General features: G+C 66.5%; 18 protein-coding genes. 9 read left to right on the forward strand and 9 right to left on the reverse strand.

Going from position 1 to position 20,376, the window contains the following annotated elements:
- The first annotated feature begins 55 nt into the window (after nucleotides 1-55).
- Nucleotides 56-1,030 (forward strand): metallophosphoesterase family protein, encoded by a 975-nt coding sequence (locus tag AC1RGU_RS01930; RefSeq protein ID WP_492694358.1) that lies wholly within the window; start codon nucleotides 56-58, stop codon nucleotides 1,028-1,030.
- On the opposite strand, the gene AC1RGU_RS01935 is transcribed toward AC1RGU_RS01930, so the two are convergent.
- The gene (locus tag AC1RGU_RS01935) at nucleotides 999-1,613 is read right to left on the reverse strand and encodes a DUF308 domain-containing protein (protein WP_492694360.1); all 615 of its coding nucleotides are present in this window, start codon (nucleotides 1,611-1,613) and stop codon (nucleotides 999-1,001) included. The two genes, AC1RGU_RS01930 and AC1RGU_RS01935, sit on opposite strands and share 32 nt — an antisense overlap.
- A 149-nt stretch (nucleotides 1,614-1,762) precedes the next feature.
- Here AC1RGU_RS01935 and AC1RGU_RS01940 point away from each other — a divergent pair, with 149 nt between their 5' ends.
- Nucleotides 1,763-3,232, forward strand: a complete 1,470-nt coding sequence (locus tag AC1RGU_RS01940; RefSeq protein WP_492694362.1) for an HD domain-containing phosphohydrolase — start codon at nucleotides 1,763-1,765, stop codon at nucleotides 3,230-3,232.
- 25 nt (nucleotides 3,233-3,257) lie between these two features.
- Here AC1RGU_RS01940 and AC1RGU_RS01945 read toward each other — a convergent pair whose 3' ends face one another.
- The gene (locus tag AC1RGU_RS01945) at nucleotides 3,258-6,803 is read right to left on the reverse strand and encodes an indolepyruvate ferredoxin oxidoreductase family protein (protein WP_492694364.1); all 3,546 of its coding nucleotides are present in this window, start codon (nucleotides 6,801-6,803) and stop codon (nucleotides 3,258-3,260) included.
- 263 nt (nucleotides 6,804-7,066) lie between these two features.
- Between AC1RGU_RS01945 and AC1RGU_RS01950 the strand changes: the two genes are divergently transcribed.
- Nucleotides 7,067-7,954, forward strand: coding sequence for a LysR family transcriptional regulator (locus AC1RGU_RS01950; RefSeq protein WP_062472076.1), 888 nt, complete (start codon nucleotides 7,067-7,069; stop codon nucleotides 7,952-7,954).
- A gap of 9 nt (nucleotides 7,955-7,963) precedes the next feature.
- Here AC1RGU_RS01950 and AC1RGU_RS01955 read toward each other — a convergent pair whose 3' ends face one another.
- Nucleotides 7,964-8,617 (reverse strand): dihydrofolate reductase family protein, encoded by a 654-nt coding sequence (locus AC1RGU_RS01955; RefSeq protein ID WP_492694366.1) that lies wholly within the window; start codon nucleotides 8,615-8,617, stop codon nucleotides 7,964-7,966.
- A 71-nt stretch (nucleotides 8,618-8,688) separates the two neighbouring features.
- Between AC1RGU_RS01955 and AC1RGU_RS01960 the strand changes: the two genes are divergently transcribed.
- Entirely contained in the window at nucleotides 8,689-9,123 is a 435-nt protein-coding gene (locus AC1RGU_RS01960; protein WP_492694368.1) for a VOC family protein, read from the forward strand.
- 64 nt (nucleotides 9,124-9,187) lie between these two features.
- On the opposite strand, the gene tuf is transcribed toward AC1RGU_RS01960, so the two are convergent.
- A complete protein-coding gene (tuf, locus tag AC1RGU_RS01965) occupies nucleotides 9,188-10,384 on the reverse strand; it encodes an elongation factor Tu (RefSeq protein WP_492696435.1) in 1,197 nt (398 codons plus the stop codon).
- Nucleotides 10,385-11,853: 1,469 nt separating this feature from the next.
- On the opposite strand from tuf, the gene AC1RGU_RS01970 reads away from it, so the two are divergent.
- Nucleotides 11,854-12,198, forward strand: a complete 345-nt coding sequence (locus tag AC1RGU_RS01970) for a hypothetical protein (protein WP_492694371.1) — start codon at nucleotides 11,854-11,856, stop codon at nucleotides 12,196-12,198.
- Between the two features lie 190 nt (nucleotides 12,199-12,388).
- Nucleotides 12,389-12,874, forward strand: a complete 486-nt coding sequence (locus AC1RGU_RS01975) for a hypothetical protein (protein ID WP_492694373.1) — start codon at nucleotides 12,389-12,391, stop codon at nucleotides 12,872-12,874.
- Nucleotides 12,875-13,046: 172 nt separating this feature from the next.
- Here the strand turns inward: AC1RGU_RS01975 and AC1RGU_RS01980 are convergent, their stop codons facing one another.
- The 3 genes from AC1RGU_RS01980 to AC1RGU_RS01990 form a co-directional block, all read right to left on the reverse strand.
- Nucleotides 13,047-13,544: a hypothetical protein gene (locus AC1RGU_RS01980; RefSeq protein WP_492694375.1), complete on the reverse strand. Its 498-nt coding sequence runs from the start codon at nucleotides 13,542-13,544 to the stop codon at nucleotides 13,047-13,049.
- Between the two features lie 249 nt (nucleotides 13,545-13,793).
- Entirely contained in the window at nucleotides 13,794-14,057 is a 264-nt protein-coding gene (locus AC1RGU_RS01985) for a DUF7336 domain-containing protein (RefSeq protein WP_307637269.1), read from the reverse strand.
- Between the two features lie 182 nt (nucleotides 14,058-14,239).
- Complete coding sequence (locus tag AC1RGU_RS01990) at nucleotides 14,240-14,884, reverse strand: hypothetical protein (protein ID WP_492694378.1); 645 nt, start codon at nucleotides 14,882-14,884, stop codon at nucleotides 14,240-14,242.
- A gap of 200 nt (nucleotides 14,885-15,084) precedes the next feature.
- Here AC1RGU_RS01990 and AC1RGU_RS01995 point away from each other — a divergent pair, with 200 nt between their 5' ends.
- Nucleotides 15,085-15,318 (forward strand): ATP-binding protein, encoded by a 234-nt coding sequence (locus tag AC1RGU_RS01995; RefSeq protein ID WP_492694380.1) that lies wholly within the window; start codon nucleotides 15,085-15,087, stop codon nucleotides 15,316-15,318.
- Nucleotides 15,319-15,447: 129 nt separating this feature from the next.
- Here AC1RGU_RS01995 and AC1RGU_RS02000 read toward each other — a convergent pair whose 3' ends face one another.
- Both AC1RGU_RS02000 and AC1RGU_RS02005 read right to left on the reverse strand, forming a co-directional pair.
- On the reverse strand, nucleotides 15,448-15,828 hold the full coding sequence (locus AC1RGU_RS02000) for a cupin domain-containing protein (protein WP_062472060.1): 381 nt from the start codon (nucleotides 15,826-15,828) through the stop codon (nucleotides 15,448-15,450).
- Between the two features lie 168 nt (nucleotides 15,829-15,996).
- Nucleotides 15,997-17,709 (reverse strand): phospholipase D-like domain-containing protein, encoded by a 1,713-nt coding sequence (locus AC1RGU_RS02005; protein ID WP_492694382.1) that lies wholly within the window; start codon nucleotides 17,707-17,709, stop codon nucleotides 15,997-15,999.
- A gap of 208 nt (nucleotides 17,710-17,917) precedes the next feature.
- Here AC1RGU_RS02005 and AC1RGU_RS02010 point away from each other — a divergent pair, with 208 nt between their 5' ends.
- A complete protein-coding gene (locus AC1RGU_RS02010) occupies nucleotides 17,918-18,601 on the forward strand; it encodes a response regulator (RefSeq protein WP_062472054.1) in 684 nt (227 codons plus the stop codon).
- 2 nt (nucleotides 18,602-18,603) lie between these two features.
- Nucleotides 18,604-20,373 (forward strand): hybrid sensor histidine kinase/response regulator, encoded by a 1,770-nt coding sequence (locus AC1RGU_RS02015; RefSeq protein WP_492696436.1) that lies wholly within the window; start codon nucleotides 18,604-18,606, stop codon nucleotides 20,371-20,373.
- Nucleotides 20,374-20,376: the final 3 nt, after the last annotated feature.

The following is a 20,376-nucleotide window of genomic DNA, read 5'->3' on the forward strand; positions in this document are numbered from 1 at the left end:
GCGACGTTTCGAGGCGACTCCTAGCATCCGCGCACCCACAACGAGGAGCCTCCCGATGAAGATCGCCTTTACTTCCTGCTTCAGTGCCCAGACCTTCAAAGAACAACCTGTCTGGACCCAGGTGGGCGCGTCCGGCGCCACGCACCTGGTGCTGCTGGGCGACTCGGCCTACTACGACGCGGACGGCTCCAGCATGGGCGCCATCAAGGCCATGGGCGCCAACGACTTCGCGATCCATGCCTTCGGCCGGCTGCGCGACCAGCTGAACCAGAAGGAGTTCGCCAAGCTGGTGCGCAAGACCGACCTGCAGATCCATCCGATCTGGGACGACCACGACTTCCTGTGGAACGGTGCCTGCGGTGCGCAGATCGAGGGACAGCCTTCCTACCGGCACCTGCTGGACCCGACCCGCGCCGCGTTCCAGGAATACCGCAAGGCGCTGGATTCGAACGATCCGAAGACCTTTCCCAAGGCCGGCGATCCCTGGGCCTCGGGCGTTCCCGAACCCGGCTACCGGCCCCTCATGCTGAGCAATGTCGGCGACGCGGATGGTCCGGTGATGCTGCACCTCACCGACGGTCGCAGCTACAAGACCAAGGGCGGCGAGGACGCCGTGCTCGGCAAGAAACAGATGAACAAGCTGAAGAAGGCCATCGAAGACTCGGACGAGAAGACCGTGCACCTGATCGCCAGCGGCCTCACCTTCGAAGCCCGCCACGGCGAGACCTGGATGGATTGCGCGGCCGAGCACGCCGCGATCCTCAAGCTCGCGGAGAAGCGCCGCATCCTCATCCTCAGCGGCGACGTGCACGAGAACCGCTTCGCCGTGCCGTGGCCGGCCGGCCCCTGGAGCCTGTTCGAGGCCACGTCCTCCGGCGCCGCGCTGCGCACGGCCGTCACCGTCGGCGCGCTGCAATGCAACTGGGGGCTGGTCGACATCACGAAGGACCAGGTGAACATCGAGCTGTCGCAGCTGAACATGGACACGCGCCGCCGCGTCATCGACCGCAAGAAGTGGAAGATGCTGTAGGCGTGGCGGCGAGCGGGTTCACGGGCCGCTCCTGCGGCTTGCGAAGCAGGATCACGAGGCCGGAGATCAGGAAGTACACCGCGCCCACCGTCGCATAGCCTGCGAGCGTCTGCAGGACCGGGGCGTCGGTGCCTTGCCGTGCGACGAAGAGGCCGCCGGCCAGCGCGGACTGCGCGCCGCTCAGCATCATCACCCACTGCCCCCGATGGCGCTTTCGGCGGCGAACGGCCGTCGCCAGCTGCAGAAGGCCCGACACGATGGCCCAGGCGCCGAAGATCGCCAGGCCGATCTGGAGCCCGAGCACCAGCGAGGCCACCACGGCCACGGTGACCAGCGCGCTGATCCACGTGTTCAGCATCTGGCTGGGGTTGGCCCGGGCGCCGCCCGTCATCCGGGCGTCCACCAGGTTCGCCAGCGCGTCCCACGCCGGATAGACGACCAGCAGGATCGTCGTCAGCACCGGTGACTGCCTGGCGACGCTGAAGGCCAGCGCGACCCACACGAAGGAAAAGGCCGCACGGGTGAGGTAGAGCTTGCGCAGCCAGGCGGCTGATTGGGGAGGGGGTTGGATGATGTCGGACATGAAGAGGTGTGGGTAGGAGGAGGGGCGCGCCTCGCACGAGGCGGGTGCAACGATTCTTCTGCGTTCCCCCGGGCCCCGGTATCGGTCGAATGACCGACACGCGCCCAACCGGCGGCTGTGCGATGCTGTGCGCTCGCCCCCGCGATCCCATGCCCGACGACACCACCCTCACCGCTTTCGACGCGGCCCGCGCGCTCGCCTTCATCGGCGACCTGAGCATGGGCCAGCCCATCGACCATTCGCTGCGCACCGCCTGGCTGGCCGGCATGATCGCGACGCAGGCCGGCTGCCACGCGGCGCAGGTCGAGGTCGCGCGACACGTGGCGCTGCTGCGCTGGTCGGGTTGCACGGCGAACGCGCAGGAGTTCGCGGACTTCCTGGAAGACGACGTGCTGGGGCGGCGAGCCCTTCTGGCCTCCGCGCAACCGCGCCTGCGCCAGCCCCACCAGGCGTCCATTCCCGGGGCCGTCGTGGCGATGGCCCAGATCCACTGCGAGATTGTCGGCGACATCGCGAACATGCTCGGCCTGGGGCCCGAGGCCGAAGCCGCACTGCGCGCCGTCTTCGAGGCCTACGACGGCAGCGGTGTCCCCGGCCTGCTGCAGGGCGAGGGCGTTCCGCTGGCCACCTACGTCGTGGCCCTGGCGAGCGATCTCGAAATCTTCAGCCGCCTCTACGGGCTCGACGAAGCCCTCACGCTCGCGCGGGGGCGCGCCGACAGCCTCTACCCCGGCTTCCTGGTCGACGCCTGTGCACCGCACGCTGCGGCGTGGATGAAGCGGCTGGATGCATCGCCCGCGCCGTGGAGCGATGCCGCCGACCCGCCGGTGTCGATGCGCCGGCGTGTCGGGCTGGAACTCGTCGGCGACGTGAGCGACCTCAAGCTGCCGTGGATGACGGGCTACTCGCGGCGCGTCGCCCGCCTGGCGCGCGACTGCGGCGCCCAATTGGGCATGAGCGAAGCGATGTGCCATCGCATCCACCGGGCCGGCCTGATCCACGGCATCGGGCGGGCCGCGGTGCCCAACGCCATCTGGAATGCGCCCGAGCCGCTGCCGGCCGCGTCGATGGAGCGCCTGCGGCTCGTGCCGTACTGGACGTCCCGCGCCGCGGGGCAGATCGACGGCCTTGCGGCAGAAGCAGAGATCGCCTCGTTCGCTTTCGAGCGGCGTGATGGCTCCGGCTACTTCCGTGGCCGCTCCGGCGCGTCGATGCCGCTCGAAGGGCAGGTCGTCGCGGCGGCCGAGCAGTGGGTGTCGCACCGCACCCGCCGTCCGTGGCGGCCCGAACTGACCGACGCCCAGGCGCGCGATCGCCTGCAGGCGGACGTCGAGGCCGGCCGCTTCGACGCGGAGGTCGTCGACGCGCTGCTCGCCTGCGCGCTCTCGGGCACGCCTGCGAAGCCCGCGGCCCCTGCGCAGGACGACGCGTCGCTGTCCCAGCGCGAGCTGGACGTCCTGCGCTGCATCAGCCAGGGCGACAACACGAAGCAGGTCGCGCGTGCGCTGGGCATCAGTGCGAGCACGGTGCGCACGCACGTCGAACGCGTGTTCCGCAAGCTGGGTTGCTCGACCCGCGCGGCCGCCACGCTGAAGGCCTCTGCCAGAGGCCTGCTGTAGCGGGCCGCGCCGGCCGCCCCACCGACTAGGCGGCCACAGGCTCCGGCCGAACCGCCCGCGCAGGCGCCGCGTTGTCGAGCTGCCCGCGCAGCATCTCCCACCGCACGCGCGCCGACATGATGCTTTCTTCCTTCACGTGCCCGAAGCCGCGGATCTGCTCCGGCAGGCGCGCCAGCGACAGGGCGGTGTCGAAGTCGATGCGCTCGAAGCGCGCGAGCAGGTCTTCGACCATCGCGCGGTAGTCGGCAGCCAGCTGGCGCTCCATGCGGCGCTCGGCGGTGCGGCCGAACGGATCGAGCGCCGTGCCGCGCAGGCCGCGCAGCTTCGCGAGCACGCGGAAGGCGCCGAGCATCCACGGGCCGAAGCTGGTCTTCAGCGCGCGGCCTTCGGCGTCGCGCCGGCCCAGCACCGGCGGTGCGAGGTGAAAGCGCAGCACCGGCTTGCCTTCGAACTGCTCGCCGAGCTTTTCCATGAAGCGCGGGTCGGCATACAGGCGCGCCACCTCGTACTCGTCCTTGTAGGCCATGAGCTTGAACAGGCCCGAAGCCACGGCTTTGGCGAGCACCGTGCTGCCGCGCGTGCGTTGCTCCGCGTCGCGCACGCGTTCGACGAGGTCTGCGTAGCCGCGTGCGTAGGCCGCGTTTTGGTACGCGGTCAGGAACGCGGTGCGGTCCGCCACCAGCGCTTCGAAGCTCTGGGGCTTCTGCAGTGACACCACCTGCGCCGGCGCAGCCTGGCGCGTGACGGCCGCGAGGTCGAGCGCCGCCTTGCGGCCCCAGCGGAACGCGGCCTGGTTGGCCTTCACGGCCACGCCGTTGATCTCGATGGCCTTGTCGAGCGCCTGCGCCGACAGCGGCACGAACCCCTTCTGGAACGCGAAGCCCAGCAGGAACAGGTTGGCCGCGATGGCGTCGCCCATGAGGCGCGTGGCCAGCTGCGTCGCGTCGATGAAGTCGGCGCGGCCTTCCACCGATTCCTCGATGAGCGCACGCACCTGCGCGGCCGGGAACTGCCACTCGGGCTGCTGCGCGAAGTGCCCCGTCGGCTGCTCGAAGGTGTTGACCAGCGCGTAGGTGCGGCCCGGCCGCATGCGCGCGATGGCGTCGGGCGCGCCGGCCGTGAGCATGTCGCAGCCCAGGATCAGGTCGGCCTCGCCGGTGGGAATGCGCTGCGCCTTCAGCTGCGCCGCGTCGCGCGCGATGCGCACGTGCGACGTGACCGAGCCGTTCTTCTGCGACATGCCCGTCATGTCGAGCACGCTCACGCCCTTGCCCTCGAGGTGCGCCGCCATGCCGATCAGCGCGCCGATGGTGATCACGCCTGTGCCGCCGATGCCGGTGATGAGGATGTTGTGCATGCCTTCGAGCGCGAGCGGCACCGGCGCGGGCAGGGCGGGTTCTTCGGCGGCCTTCACGGCCACGGGTGCGTGCTTGCGCGGCTTCACGCCTTCGACCGTCACGAAGCTCGGGCAGAAACCCTTGATGCACGACTCGTCGGCGTTGCACGCGCTCTGGTCCACGCTGCGCTTCAGGCCCAGGTCGGTTGGCTTCGGCAGCAGGGCGGTGCAGTTCGATTGCTCGCCGCAGTCGCCGCAGCCTTCGCACACCGCGTCGTTGATGAACACGCGACGCGCGGCGGGCGGAAATTCGCCCTTCTTGCGGCGGCGGCGCTTCTCCGCCGCGCACACCTGGTCGTAGATCAGCACCGACACGCCCTCGAAGCCGCGCAGCTCGCGCTGCACCGCGTCCATGTCATTGCGGTGGTGCACGCTCAGCGCAAAGAGGCCGTCGCGGTCGGGTGGCAGCAGGCTGCGGTCGGCCCAGCGTGTCGGGTCCTCGGCCACCAGCGCAATGCGCTTCACGCCTTCGGCCGCCACCTGGTGCGCGATGCGCGGCACGGTGATCGGCCCGTCGACCGGCTGGCCGCCCGTCATCGCGACCGCGTCGTTGTAGAGGATCTTGTAGGTGAGGTTCACGCCCGCCGCCACGGCCGCGCGGATGGCGAGCGAACCCGAGTGGTAGTAGGTGCCATCGCCGAGGTTCGCGAACACGTGCTTGCGCTTGGAGAACCACGCCTGCCCCAGCCACGGCGCGCCTTCGCCGCCCATGTGCGTGGTGGTGCGGTTGTGCTCGGGGTAGATGGCCGTGGCCATCACGTGGCAGCCGATGCCCGCGAGCGCCAGGCTGCCTTCGGGCACCTTGGTCGAGGTGTTGTGCGGGCAGCCCGCGCAGTACCAGGCCGGTCGCGAGGGCGTGGCCACGGCCTTGCCGAGCACCACGTCTTTCGCGTCGAGGATCGCCAGCCGCATGCGGATGCGGTCGCTGGTGTGAAAGCGCGCCACGCGCCCGGCGATGACGCGCGCGATCTGCGCCACCGAGAAATCGGCCGTGGCCGGCAGCAGCCACTGGCCGCGCGGGTGCGCGCCCCATTCGCCCTGCTCGTCGAACTTGCCGATGATGCGCGGGCGCACGTTCTCGCGCCAGTTGTACAGGTGCTCCTTGAGCTGGTACTCGACGATCTGGCGCTTCTCTTCGACCACCAGGATTTCTTCGAGCCCGTCGGCAAACTCGCGGATCGAATCGGGCTCCAGCGGCCAGGGCATCGACACCTTGAACAGCCGAATACCGATGCGCGCGGCCTCGTCGGCGTCGATGCCCAGTTCTTCCAGCGCTTCGAGCACGTCGCGGTACGACTTGCCCGAGGCCACGATGCCCAGCCGCGCCTGGGGCGAGTCGATGGTCACGCGGTTCAGGCGGTTCTCGCGCGCGTAGGCGATGGCGGCGTAGATCTTGTAGTCCTGCATCAGCGCCTCCTGCTTGCGCGCCTGCACGCCGAGCGTGTCGGTCGACAGCCGCGCATGCACGCCGCCGGGCGGGAACACGAAGTCTTTCGGCAGCCGCGTGTGCACGTCGAGCGCGCCGGCGGCAATGGAGCCCGACGACTCCACCGTGTCGGCCAGCGCCTTGAAGCCGACCGGCAGTCCGGCAAAGCGCGACATCGCAAAGCCGTGCAGGCCCAGCTCGATGTATTCCTCCACGCTCTGCGGGTAGAGCATGGGGATCATCGAGGCCGCGAACAGGTGGTCGCTCTGGTTGGGCAGGGTGGACGACGACGCGCCGTGGTCGTCGCCCGCCACCAGCAGGATGCCGCCCTTCGGCGAGGTGCCCGCGTGGCTCATGTGCTTGAACACGTCGCCGCAGCGGTCCACACCGGGCGCCTTGCCGTACCACATGGCGAACACGCCATCGACCGCGCTCTCGCCGGTCAGGTGCACCTGCTGCGTGCCCCACACGGCGGTGGCGGCCAGCTCTTCGTTCACGCCGGGCAGGAACTTGACGGCGTTGGCTTCGAGCTGCGGCTGGGCTTTCCACAGCGCTTCGTCCAGGCCACCGAGCGGCGAGCCGCGGTAGCCCGAGACAAAGCCCGCGGTGTTCAGGCCGGCCTGCTGGTCGCGCCATTTCTGCACGAGCATGAGGCGCACCAGCGCCTGGATGCCGCTCAGGTAGATCCGGCCTTCGGTGGCCGTGTATTTGTCGTCCAGCGCAACGCTGGCGAGTTCGTGGGTTGCCATGAGAGAAAAGACTCCGGGTAGGACTCGTGGAATGCGGGCGTGGCCCCGGTAGAGGGCCGGCCCGCGAAACGCCTCGCCGGGGTTGCCGCCGAGACAGCGACGATTCTTTCGCACCCCGGCCCGAAAGTGCTTCTTCGTTTCGACGGGGAAACCCGCATTCCGGAAGAACCATCGCCGCCGCAGTCGATTCGCCGAAAGGCCTTCGGCTGCGCGTCCGCAACCGCGCAGGCCCGACAATGTCCGCCCGATCGACCGAGGACCCGATGAGACCCGACCTGGATTCGCTGGCGCTGTTCCTGCGCGCCATTGAGCACGGCAGCCTGTCCAAGGCGGCCGCCGAGAGCCACATGGTGCTGTCGGCCGCGAGCCGGCGCCTGGCCATCCTCGAGAGCCAGCTCGGCGTGGGGCTGCTCAACCGCACCTCGAAGGGCGTCACGCCCACGGGCGCGGGCGAGTCGCTGGCGATGCACGCGCGCCAGATCCTGCGCGACGTGGACCGCATGCGCGCCGACCTGTCGGACTACGCGCAGGGCGCCACCGGCCGCGTGCGGCTGCATGCCAACGCGTCGGCCATGGGCCAGTTCCTGCCCGACGATGTGGCCAGCTTTCGCCTGCGCTACCCCGAGATCCGCGTGAGCGTGGAAGAGCACCGCAGCGTCTACATCGTGCAGGCGATTCGCGACCGCCAGGCCGACGTGGGCGTGATCACCAGCGAGGCGGTCGACCCGGCGCTGCACTTCATTCCGTACCGCACCGACCGGCTCGTGGCCATCGTGCGCCAGAAGCACCCGTGGCGTGGGCGCGAGGTGTCGTTCGAAGAACTGCTCGACTTCGACTTCGTGGGGCTCGAAGACGACTCGGCCATCTCCCGCACCATGGAAGACGCCGCGATGAGCGCACGCAAGGTGCTGCGGCTGCGCGTGCGCGTGAAGAGCTTCGAGGCCGTGTGCCGGATGATCGAAGCGGGAATGGGCGTGGGCATCCTGCCCGAGGGCGCGGCGGTGACCTACCGCAAGGAGATGAAGCTGCGCTTCATCAACCTCACCGACGCGTGGGCGTCACGACGGATGTACCTGTGTACGCGGCAGGAGGCGTTGAGTTTTCCGCAGCGTCGGTTGGTGGACCATCTGCTGGCGCGAGGGATGCCGTAGGGCGCGGGTTCATTCGGAGCGACGCAGGAACACATGCATGGCGCGCTCGCCCGCCACCTGCCGTTCGCAGCGGTAGCCCAGCGCTGGCAGATCCAGGCCTGCGAACAGCGCTTCCCCCTGGCCCAGCAGCACCGGCCGCAAGGCCAGGTGCAGTTCGTCGATCAGGCCGGCCTTCAGGTATTCGCGCACGGTGGCCACGCCACCGCCCACCCGCACGTCACGCCCACCCGCGGCGGCCCGTGCCTGCGCCAGTGCATCGTGGATGCCGCCGGTGACGAAGTGGAAGGTGGTGCCGCCCTGCATCGTCAGTGGTGCGCGGGCATGGTGGGTCAGCACGAAGACCGGCACGTGGTAGGGAGGCTCGTCGCCCCACCAGCCTTTCCAACTCTCGTCGGGCCAGGGACCGCGCACCGGCCCGAACATGTTGCGCCCGAGGATCCAGGCCCCCATATCGGCGAAGCCTTGCTCGGCCATCTCGTTGTCGATGCCGGTCTCGCCATCGGCCTTGCCTGTCTGAAGCATCTGCTGCCAGACGCGCGTGGGCATGAACCAGTCCATGAGTTCGGGGCCGCGAACGCCCAGCGGATGCGCCAGACTCTGGTCCGGGCCAGCCGCGAAGCCGTCGAGCGAAACACCGAAGCTGCGCACAAGCAATCGAGGCATGGGGTCGTCTCCTGCAAAAGCGGAGACGCAGTGTAGACCTTGCAACACCGTTGAAAGAGGAGCCGAAGGACATGACACTCAAGCGAATGGACAACATCCTGATCGTTGTCGACGATCTGGAAGCGGTGAAGGCGTTCTTTATCGAGCTGGGCCTGAAGCTCGAGGGCCAGACCACGGTGGAAGGGCCTGCTGTCGGCAGCCTCATCGGGCTGGGGGACGTCCGGGCCACCCTCGCCATGCTGCGAACGCCCGATGGGCAGGGAATCGAACTGGACAAGTTCCACACGCCGGATGCGGTCAGGTTCGGGCCTGTGAATGCGCCAGTGAACACCCTGGGTCTTCGCCGCATCATGTTTGCCGTCGATGGCATCGATGCGGTCGTTGCGCGGATGCAAGCCCATGGCGCAGAACTCATCGGCCAGATGCAGTACGAGAAGTCGTACCGGCTCGCCTACATCCGGGGGCCTGAGGGCATCATCGTCGGGCTTGCCGAGCAGCTCGGTTGAGGCTCAAAAAAAAGCCCCTGCCGCCCGGCAATCGGGCCACAGGGGCAAATGGCGCATCAGCCTTTCAGCCGAGCACCTCGGTCACGATGCCTGCGCCGATGGTCTTGCCGCCTTCGCGCATGGCGAACCGCATGCCGTTCTCGATGGCCACGGGCTTGTTCAGCTCGAAGCTGATCTGCGCCTGTGCGCCCGGCTCGACCATGCCGGTCTCGGTGTCGACGCGAATGACACCCGTCACGTCGGTCGTGCCGAAGAAGAACTGCGGCTGGTAGCCCGAGCCGAACGGGGTATGGCGACCACCTTCGTCCTTGCTGAGGACGAAAATCTGTGCGCGCCCCGTCCGGTACGGCTTCAGTGCACCGGGCTTCACGACCACCTGGCCTCGCACGACAGCGTCGCGCTTGACCCCGCGCAGCAGCAGGCCAACGTTCATGCCGGCCCGCGCCTCGGCGACGTCCTTGTGGAAGGACTGCACGCCGGTGACGACCACCTGCTCGTCGCCGTCCGCGCTGAGCCCGACGATCTCCAGGCTGTCACCCACGCGGATCACGCCGCGCTCCACACGGCCGCTGACCACGGTGCCGCGGCCCGCGATGGTGTGCACGCCTTCGACAGGCATCATGAACGGCGCGTCGTAGTCGCGCACCGGATCAGGAATGCACGCGTCCAGCGCGTCCACGAGTTCGACGATGCATTGCACGTCCGGGCCTTCGAGATCGCCGCGTTCGGCGGCGGCCAGGGCCTTCAGCGCGCTGCCGAACACGAAGCGGGCATCGTGGTAACCGTGCGCGGCCAGCAGCGCGCCGATCTCCATTTCGATCAGCTGCTCGATCTCCGCACGGTCACTTGCGGCAACGAGGTCCATCTTGTTCACGAACACCACCATGTGGCCGACGTTCACCTGGCGCGCCAGCAGCACATGCTCGATGGTCTGCCGCGCGGCGCCTTCGGTGCCGTCCACCAGCAGGATCGCGCCGTCCATCTGCGAGGCGCCGGTGATCATGTTCTTGATGTAGTCGGCATGCCCGGGGCAGTCGATGTGTGCGTAGTGACGGACGTCCGACTCGTACTCGACGTGCGAGGTATTGATCGTGATGCCGCGCTCGCGCTCTTCCTTTGCGTTGTCGATCTGTCCATAGGACAGCGCATCGCCGCCAAAGCGCGCGGCCTGCACGAAGGTCAGAGCAGCCGTCAGCGTCGTCTTGCCATGGTCGACGTGACCGATGGTTCCGACATTCACATGAACCTTGTTGTTCATCATGTTTCTCTCCAGTTTGAGATTGAAAAACCGACGCGATTCGCTGGCCAGGCGAAACGGTCGACGGGTTGTCGGTGCGCGCGCACCAAACTCGCGGTGCCCGCCAAGCGGGCAAAAGAAAAGCCTGCCGGGGTGGACCACTCGACAGGCTTTTTTTCTTGCCTGAAGGATGGACCTCCAGGCGCACGAGGGCCTGAAGGCTCTACACGAACCACTCCACGGAGTCGACGCACAGCACTGCGCCGGCAGCGCGTGCGGCGGAAGAAAGAAGCTCTCGTTCGGGGCTCATGTCCAGATCTCCAAGTGGGCAAGCGGAAAACAAAAAACCCGGTGGCTTGAGGCCTACCGGGTCTTGTGAAACTCAGGAGGCCGAGCCTCCAGGTGGAAAGGCTCTAGGAACGCAATTCGGCAAAAAAGGCGCGCAGCGAAATCACCGCGGCTGCGCGGGTCATCGATGCATCTTGCGTGGTCAGGAACTGCTTCATGGGGCTCTCATGCGGTCGGTGTTGGCCGCAACGCGATGGTTGATCTTTGGGGGGAGCGCAGGCTAACACCGCGATGGCGATCCGGCAACAGGGGCGTTGCACGCACGCAGCAATGGTTGCGCAGCGCTTCGTCGCAGATGTCGGCAGGTCGCGTTCGTGGCGCTGTGGTGCAGGTCGATGCAGATGATGGCGGGTTGAATGACGGATTCTTCGCGAAGAGCTGGGGCCGGGAATGGCCGTATCGGGCCCATAGCAGACATGCGCTCTGCCGCAAAGCGGTCGTTCCGCGCGGGGCGGTTGATGCTCCATGCCTACCGAGCGGGTAAGTGCCGACGTGAAACTCCTTTCTGAACCCGAGCCGCCGAGCCGCTGTTCGTAGAACCGGCAGATGCCATTCATTGGCCTGAAAAGAGGGTCGATTCCCACTAAATTCTGTGGGGCTGCCGGACACGCGGATGTGTGGTTCTGAATTGGGGAGGGCGAAATCTTGGTGGTGGGTGCGCCAAGATGGTCTCGATCTGAGGCAACACCCGGCGACAACCGGACGGTTGCAGGCAGCTCAGATTGACCGAAAAGTTTCCTATGGAAATTCCTGACTCCAACAACGGCTATGGGCTCGTCGATTGCGCAAGCCGTATGGAGGAGTTCGCTAGGCTCTTGCGGGGGGGCGGGGTGCTGATGTTCGGCTGAGCTACCAGCCGATCACGCGGCCCGGGTAGTGTCCCTGCTGCGGAAGAACAAGCGCGAGACTACTCCTGTGACACAGTAAGACTAGCGTGCGTTGCCGGGAATGTTGAGTAGGTACTCGCTCTCGTTTTCCTATAGACGCGTCTACCGCCATCGCACAGCGCTCTTGCCGACAGTAGTCCATGCGCCAGTGAGATATCTTGCAGCAGGCAATTCAGAGGTGTCTGGGAGTTCAAGACTTCGGGTTGAGACCGGTCCGAGTCGAAAGACAATGGTGGGTCGAAAAATCCTGGAGGAAGAATGCGACTCCCCATCCTTGCGGTTCTCATCGCTTGCGCAACGACATCGTTGGCCGCTGTCGCCAAAGATGAATTGGTTTATTTCCACGGTCTTGGTGCCGAAGGCTGCGATAAGCACATCGCATGGCGAAGAAACAAGAACGTCATCTATGAAGACGGCGTTGTTCAGTGGTCGTGGGGCTTCATCAGTGCTTTCAACAACGTGGCGCGGGTACAGACACCGAACAAGACCCTCGCCCCTACAAAGGTGTTGGCGTACCTGGACAAGTACTGCCGAGATCACCCTCTGGAGCCGATCTATGGAGGCGTTGAAGACCTGATCACGGAGCTTGGTGGCCGGCGCTAGATTTGGAAGTTGCAGGGCAACTAGGTCGCCATCATGCGCCCCAGATTCATGTGCGGATGGAAGCACATCTTCAAATCGTGTGACGGCGAGCGCAGGCCTGCTTTGGCGCGTCTCCAATGCGGGATATCACTTCCATCAAGCGAACGCAGGGTACTGGGGCCTGCCTTTCACGCCAAATGTGAGGACCCCTATGGCACACCCTGAGTATTTCGTCGCCTTCGAGGACCATTTGGGTTCCACGCTCGAGGCCTTTGCCGCACATCTGCGATCCATGCCGAAGAAGGTCGTCGGAACCGTCCAGCTATCCGAGCTCTGCTCGATGGCCGACCACCCCAACGGGCTCTACTTTTACTTCGATGATCAGGATGTACTTTGGTATGTCGGCAAGTCCACGAGCCGCAGCTTTATTGAGCGAGTGCCGTCGCACTTCGACCAACGGAAAGATGCCTGGTTCAACACACTACCCAAGCGCATCATGGTGGTGTGTTCAATCGCCGAATACACCGATGCTCACGCCCTTGGCTTGTCGCTGCGGCTGGTGCTCGTCGGAGTAAGATCGAAGCAAACTGCGATTCGGCTGGAGTCCGTTCTGCGCAGCTATCTGCAACCGCACTTGAACGCCGGCAAGGCTCGCGGCCACACCGGGCAAGAGGCTCTGTCTACGTATGTGACCTAGCCCTTCCGTCGAGCGGACGTGCAAAGGTCCGTTTTGCGCCGCTTTCCCCGCCGCTAATGTCGAACGTTGGATGGCCGCTTCTGCAATACGGGGCCGTCACCTTTTGGCCGACTGTAGCCTCGCGTGCGACTCGCGCAAAGGGCCCACAAGAGACATAGCATCTCTGAAGAAGTCATTCAATTTGCGGGGACGTCCGCCTGACACTGGCTGCCCGCCTGAAGAAGACGGCGATGGCCAGCAGTCCCGCAAAGCCAACTCCTTCGAGCCATGCCTCGCCCAGACGGCCATCGATCGCCACCTCCGCAAGGCTTGCCTGCCCTGACCTGTAGGTCACCCAGACATCGTCGGCCAAGAAGCCCACACAGAAGTCCCCGACCTCTTTCGCGCATTCCGTGTGCAAGGAGTACCCGAGCCCATCGAGATGCGTCCCTTGCTGTTTGTCAGTGGCGACCACCCAATTTCGATACTCGTCGTGGTCCGGGAGCCTTTTGTTCTGATCGATGAAAGTCCGTGCGTAACGGGACACGATTTCGATGTGATCTTGCTCGGAGGGGCTGATTCGATGCGTCAGGTGCGTGGCATCAAAACACGCGATAAAAGAAATCGGTGCCGCGAGGATCAGAGCGAACCAAGAGATCGCCACGCAAAGGAGCTCCAGCAGGCGTGCCAAGATCGGCGTTCGGTTGCCCTCAACTTGCCGAGCTTGTGCCATTTGGTTTGAGCCTACGTACGAAAAGCGACATTGCTGCCGCAGGCTATCGCGGGTGGGTTCGAGCTTGATGAAGTCCGAGTGAAATCTCGCGGTGGATCCGACCTGTTTTAGTGGGTTTGCGACCCAAACGGACTAACACACTTAGATGCCCGCTCTTGGCCGAATCGTGCCGGCGAGAAAAAAGGCGGATTGCCGGCTCCCGGTGGCTCAATTGGTCTGAGTTACATAGCCAGAGGTCCAGTTGTCCTCATCGAGCCGGTACTCGCTGATGTGGAAACCTTCGCCTGCGCCAACACCGATGTAGGTTGAGTCGACGACGTTGGGATGATCTCGAAATCCCGGAGCACTCGCCATCCGCTTAATGGCTGCATGGGCGCTTTGGAGCGACCGATAGGCTCCGATCAGTTTTACGTCCTCATCTTCCTGCGGCAAAAGCAGGTGGACGTGCTGAACGATAAAGACGGTATTCATTATTGGGCTCAGGGCGTGTATGTCTAGCTCTGGCCGACTGTAGTCGGTCGAGATACTGTCGCGAAAGGCCCGATGCCGTCCTTCGGCATCAAGAGAACCTGAACTTCGTCAAGGTTACTGAGCGGCCTACAGCGGACATCCTGTTTGAGCGTTCTCTCGAACTTCCTCTGTTCGTGTGGTGGCTACGCTGTGTCGATCAGTGCACCGATGTCTGAGAGCTGACGGTCTCGTTCCTCTTTCGAGGCGTACCGGTATGAGAAGTGAAACGGCGCGAAGATTGTCTTGTGACTGGAATCACTAAGCACTGGTAGTGAGCCGAGGTGCTTGATAGGTTTGGACGGAAGCCAGCGAAATCGCTTTGAACGCTGCAGCATCGACAGCACAGTCTTGGGGATGAATATGTACCTCGCAGATCCATCTTCAACCCATTCCTCAAGCAAAGAGAGATGGGCCGACTTCAGCTGTGCTGCCGCAGGACATCCTGCGCCGAATGTCGGCAAGTGCAGAAGCTCGACAAACGACACTTGGTCCGCGTGCTCGTAGCCGAACCCGATACGGGCAAATCGTTCATGGTAGGGACGACCGCTTCCACGGTAGTAGGGAAGCAGAAATGGGTGATGGTGCTGCCTGTTCGCCTTCCAGAACCTCACGCCGTCCTTCAGATATGCGCAGATATCAGGAAAAGCTTCCGAGCTTTCGACCTCGTGATCGAAGTTCGCATCAATGCCGAAGAAGAGGAAGCGTGCCGAAGCCGGCGCCGCGCCTTGATACGGCTTCGCCTCGAAGTATTCCCGCAGGACCGCTGAAGGGTGGATGCCGTAAGTCATGGTACTGACCTCAGAAATCGGTGAGTTCTCGCGAACGCTGCCAGCGCGGATCGATCTCTAGATCGTACCGGCTGTTTTGCGCTGAAAATGCCTAAGGTAGAAAACCGAACGCTGAATATTCATAGTGAATGTCCGGTCGTGGCCGACTGGAGCCAGCAGCATGCTACCTTCCGGACCGATACGGCTCGTTGGAATCACAGATGGACGTACATCAGCCTCGCCGCCCGCACCGACCCGGTTGGCTGCCCGTTGTCGACGCCGCGCGTTGCACGGGCTGCGGCTGGTGCGTCGCCGCGTGCGACCTTCACCTTCTCAGTCTCGAAGTCGAGCAATGGAAGAAGTTGTCGACGCTTCAAGGCGCGGATCGGTGCACGGGTTGCAGCGACTGCGCAGTGACTTGCCCTTTTCATGCGATCACCATGCGAAAGGGCTGAAACGCTCCCGGCGCCCGGCTCGCCGCCCAGGCAATCCGCAGACCCGGGCGCGTGAGCCGGACGGTCGCGGGTGCCACGCCCCGTTCGACCATCCCGAAGAAGTCTCTTCCCGAGGCCTCTCACCCCGGCTCAGCTTTGGGGCTTTGCGAATTCCTCCGCGCTCATCATCTCCAGCCCGACGAACGGCGCGTTGCCTTCGACCCATGCGTCGTGGCCCGGCGGAATGGTGTACGACATGCCTTCCTCGATGACGGTCTGCGAGCCGTCATCCATTTGCACGGTGACCCGGCCGGAGACCGCGTACCCGACGTGAGCCACCTGGCAACTGTCCGTGCCCACGACCGGCTTGATGCACTTCGACCAGCGCCACCCGGGCTCGAACTTGAAGCGTCCGAGCGTGTAGCCCTCGAGGCGGACCACTTCGACCCGGGTCTTCTCGGGCTCCCGAACCTCATCCGGTTCGTCATGGGATTTCGTCTGAAGCTTGTTGACGTTCATCGGGCTTGCCATCGCGACTCTCCTTGCGACACGAGTGAGCAAACAGTCCGCGGCAGTCTCGTGCCGAACCGCACGTGAACGATGGAATGGTAGTCCTGGGCCACGCTTGCAGTGATCTATTTCTTGCCCGGAAGTGCCGCTCTTTCGATGAGTGTCATGTGGCAGTTTGCGTAAGCCGGGTTACAGAAAATCTTCGTCCACCACCAGCGACAGCACGGACCAGCGCAGTCGTTGGGCCCAGTTCGATTCGGGCTCCCGGTTAAGCACCCAGCGACGTCCGTCGCGCAGGAAGCTCCATTGCAGGCCGCCTCGCAGAGGTACCTCGCTCACGGTGAAGCTCGCGGGCATGCGCACGCGCTGGATCAGGTCGGCCAGTTCGCTGGCCAGCGCGGGGCTGTCGACGATCAGGCCCAGTTCGGTGTTGCAGTGCGCCGAGCGCCGGTCCATGTTCATCGACCCCACATAGAACCAGCGCCGGTCGACCACCGCCAGCTTGGCGTGCAGGCGACCGAGCGAGCCGCGGCCGCTTTCGGCGTCGCTCCAGGCCGGATGCGCTTCGCTGGCCGGCATCAGCTCGTACAGCATGGCGCCCATCTGCAAGAGGGCGCTGCGGTAGCGCGCGTAGCCATAGTGCACCAGCGGTTCGTCGGTGGTGGCGAGCGAATTGGTCATCACCGACACGCGCGCGCCCTCGCGGCTCGCATGGCTCAGCGCCTCGATCATGCGGGGCATGGGCACGAAGTAGGGCGAGACGACGAGCACCTCCGAGCGCGCGGTCCGGAAGAGGTCAAGGTTCGCGGCCATGACCGCGCCCTCGCGGCCTTGCGGCTCAGCGGTCTCGTCGACGTTGTCGCCGGCATCATCAGCGAAGCGGCCTTGCACCGCCGCGTCCGCAACCACGCGCACCTGCGCAGGCACCAGCGCGACGCGCCCCTGCGCCAGCTGCGCGCCGACCGGGCCGCGTCCGAGCGCATCGGGTTCGTCGGCGGGAGGCATGAAGCGGTCGAGGTCGCGCACCAGCGCGGCGAAGCGTTCGCGCGCAGAGGCCGCTGCCGGGGCGCTGGCGGTCGCGATGGCTTCGAAGGGATACGACAACGGTCCGTTCCAGAAGGCGTCGAAGCTCGCCGACAGCGCGTGCACCGCCGGCCCGGCCAGCAGCGCGTCCATGTCGATGAAGTTCGCCGGCTTGCTGCGCCCGAAGTACTCGTCGGCGATGTTGCGTCCGCCGGTGATGGCGAAGCTGTTGTCGGCAATGAAGAGCTTGTTGTGCATGCGCCGGTTCACGCGGCCGATCTCGTGCAGCGACAGCAGCACGCGCGTGCGCAGGCCGCCGCTGCGCACCGGCAGCGGGTTGAAGACGCGCACCTCCACGTTGGCGTGCGCGGCCAGCCCGGCCAGCATCTCGTCGTCTCCGCCCGTGTACAGGTCGTCGACCAGCAGGCGCACGCGCACGCCGCGCTGCGCCGCGTCGCGCAGCTCGCGCAGGAACTGCCGCCCCGCGCTGTCCTGGGCCACGACGTAGTACTGCGCGTCGAGGGTGTGCCGTGCGGCCTGCGCGAGTGCGATGCGTGCGTCGAAGGCCTGGTCGCCGCCCGGTAGCAGGCGCACGCCGGATACATCGGGCATTGCGGACATCGCGCTGTCCGCAGCCGGCAGCGACGCGGCGGCGATGCGTGCCAGGGGGCTGTTCCCGAGGTCGGTGCGCGCGTGCGACGCGACACGGGGTACCTCGTTGGGCAATGCAGCGCAGCCCGCGAGCAGCGAGACGGCGAGCATGGCCGCGGCGCACAGCCAGCGGGCGAGCGCCGCATGCTGCAGCGCCAGGATGCACAAGCGGCACGCAAGGGGCTCCCATGCGGCACGCAGCGCGGCAAGAGATTGAGGGGTGTTCATGGCGGACCTCGGTGCATCGGATGCGAAGTGGCGATCGATGCAGCCAGTTTTCCGCGCGGCGCCCGCCGCAACCATTGCGCGCAGCGCCTAGTCCCCGGCGTGGCCATCCGACTAGGCCTTTGGTGTAGGTGCGCACGCTCGCTTCTTGGGGGGCTTTGCGCTAATCTGCATTCAGGACGGGGAGGGTCACCGTAGACGAGAGGCCTGTATGAAGGTTCTGCTGGTCGATGACCACGAGATCGTCTGGAACGGCACGCGCCTCCTGCTGGAGCGCATGGCCGCCGAGATCGAACCCGGCCGTCCCTTCCATTTCGACGCCGTGCGGGACGCCGAGCAGGCCTGCCAGCGCGACCCCACCGGCATCGACCTGCTGCTGCTCGACTACCACCTGCCCCAGCTGTCCGGGCTGGCGGCGCTCAAGGCCGTGAAGGCGCACTTCGAGGCCACGCCCGTGTGCATGCAGTCGGCGGAAAGCTCGCCGCAGCGCGTGCGCGAGGTCATCGAGGCCGGCGCGGCCGGCTTCATTCCCAAGTCGTACCGGCTCGAGGACATGGAGGCCGCCCTGCGCGTGGTGCTGCGCCACAAGATCTACCTGCCGGCCGAGTTCGTGCTGGCCGACGACGTGACCCGCGCGCGCGACCCCGACGAGCTGCCGCGCGAGGACCTCGCCGGCTTCCTGCGCGTCGAGCTGTCGCCGCGCCAGCGCGAGGTGCTGGCGCTGGCGATGCGGGGCATGCCGGTCAAGCTGATCGCGCGCCAGCTGCTGATTGCCGAGGGCACCGTGAAGGTGCACCTGTCGATGGTCTACCGGGCGCTCGGCGCGCGCAACCGCACCGATGCCATGTGCCGCGTCTTCGACGCGCAGGCGGCGTGGGCGCTCGAGGCGGCGTGAGCATGCCGGCCGCGCTGGACGAACTGGACGAGCGGCGCCTGCAGGTGGTCGCCGAGCAGGCCGTGGGGTTGCGATGGCAGATCCTGCTCACCGCCGTCGTCGTCGCGGCCATCGTCTGGCGCGACGTGCCGACGCCCTGGGTGCTTGGCTGGTTCGCGGCGGTGATCGCCAGCCGCGAGTGGCGCGCCGCCGCGCTCGCGCGCATGGCTGCCGACCGCGTCCGCCCCATCGCCGCGCGGCTGCGTGCCACGGTGCATTGGAACGTGCTGATCGGCGCCTGCAATGGCTCCGCGGCGCTGTTCATGGCCCGGCTCGACCCGACGCTGGACGCGGTCCTCACGATGATCCTGGTGTCCTGGGGCGCGGGCGCCGTGTCCACCAGCGCGACCGTGATGCCCGCCTTCCTGGCCTACGCAGGGCTGCTCTTCGTGCCCACGGCCGCCATGTGGCTGGTGGCCGGCGGTTGGCTCGGCGGGGGCGTGGCCGCGCTGGTGCTGATGTTCTTCGGCGTGCAGACGCGCTTTGCCCGGCGCAACCTGCAGACCTTCGAGGAGTCGTTCGGCATCCGCGCCGAGAACCAGGCGCTGGCCACCTCGCTGGAGTTCGAGCGCGCGCAGCTGGCCATCGCGCGCGACCAGGCGGTGCGCGCCAACAACGACAAGAGCCGCTTCCTGGCCGGCGCCAGCCACGACCTGCGCCAACCCTTGCAGGCGATGGCGCTCAACGTGGGGGCGCTGCGCCACGTGGCGATGGCGCCCGATGCGCGCGCGATCGTCGAGGTGGTGGACAGCAGCCTGGAGCAGCTGCGCGCCATGCTCGACGCGCTGCTCGACGTCTCGAAACTCGATGCCGGCGTGGTGGTGGCCCAGCCGCAGCGCGTGCAGATCGACCGGCTGCTGACCGCCGTGATGGCCAGCTTCGGCGCCGCGGCGGCGGCGCGCCGGGTCGCGCTGCACACCGCCTGCCCGCCCGGCCTGGCGGTGCGCACCGACCCCGACCTGCTGCGCCGCATGCTGGCCAACCTCGTGGACAACGCGATCAAGTTCTCGCCCGCGGGCGGGCAGGTCGAGGTGCGGGTCCGTACGCAGGACCCATTGGATGCATCGGATGCCGGGGTCGAGCTGACCGTGCAGGACAGCGGCCCCGGCATCGCCCCCGAGAACCACCGGCTCGTGTTCGAGGACCTGGTGCAACTCCAGGCAACGGGCTCCGGCACCGCGCCTGCCGCAGGGCATGGCCTGGGCCTGGGCATCGTGCGGCGGATGGCCGAGCTGCTGGGCGTGCCGGTCGAGCTCGAGTCCAGCCTCGGCGCGGGTGCCTGCTTCCGCCTGCGGCTGCCGCGCGCCGCGCCTGTCGGTGCCGACGGCTGCGGGGGTGAGGGCGCCGACGCGACGTGGAGCCTGGCCGGGCGCTGCGTGCTGGTGCTGGAGGACGATCCGATGGTGCGCGGCGCCTACCTCAACGCGCTGGGCGCGATGGGCTGCCGCGTGCTGTCCGCCGCCACGCTCGACGAGGCGCTGGCGCAGGTCGACGAGCCCGATGCGGTGGTGCTCGACTGCCGGCTCGGCGGCGGCGTCTCGGGCTTCGATGCCGCCGGGCGCCTGCGCGCGCAGCGCTCCGCACAGCCTGCGCTGCCCATCGTCATGGTCACGGCCGACACCGACCCGGCGGTGGTCGAAGCGGCGCGGCGGCAGGCGCTGCCGCTGCTGCGCAAACCTGTCGACGACCAGACGCTCGGCCGCGCGCTGGCCGCAGCCATCGGGCATTCCTGAATC

The sequence above is a fragment of the Variovorax sp. GW823-FHT02B07 genome, from assembly GCF_058797695.1.